Raw genomic sequence first — 260 nt, 5'->3', positions numbered from 1 at the left:
CGAGGAAGAGATCGAAGCCTTCATCGCCCGCGAGTACTGGAGCATCGAGGCCGAGTGCGCGCATCCGCGCCAGGCCTTCACCGCCAAGCTCACCAAACTGGACGGGCAGAAGTTCGAACAGTTCACCGTCACCGACGGCGACACCGCCGAAGCCGCCCGCCTGCGCATCCAGCAGGCCGCGCAGGGCACGCTGCACGTCACCGACGTGACCAGCAAGGAACGCAAGCGCCGTCCCGCACCGCCGTTCACCACCTCGACGC

General features: G+C 67.7%; 1 pseudogene (running past one end of the window). It reads left to right on the top strand.

Annotation, left to right across the window (positions count from 1 at the left end):
* Window positions 1-260, top strand: a pseudogene (locus tag JNK62_04815) (DNA topoisomerase I); it runs 270 nt beyond the window's last position.

The organism is bacterium, from assembly GCA_016789445.1.
In the GTDB taxonomy this organism is placed as follows: domain Bacteria; phylum Patescibacteriota; class Minisyncoccia; order Phycocordibacterales; family UBA2100; genus UBA10103.
This window is presented reverse-complemented; position numbering and strand designations above follow the sequence as displayed.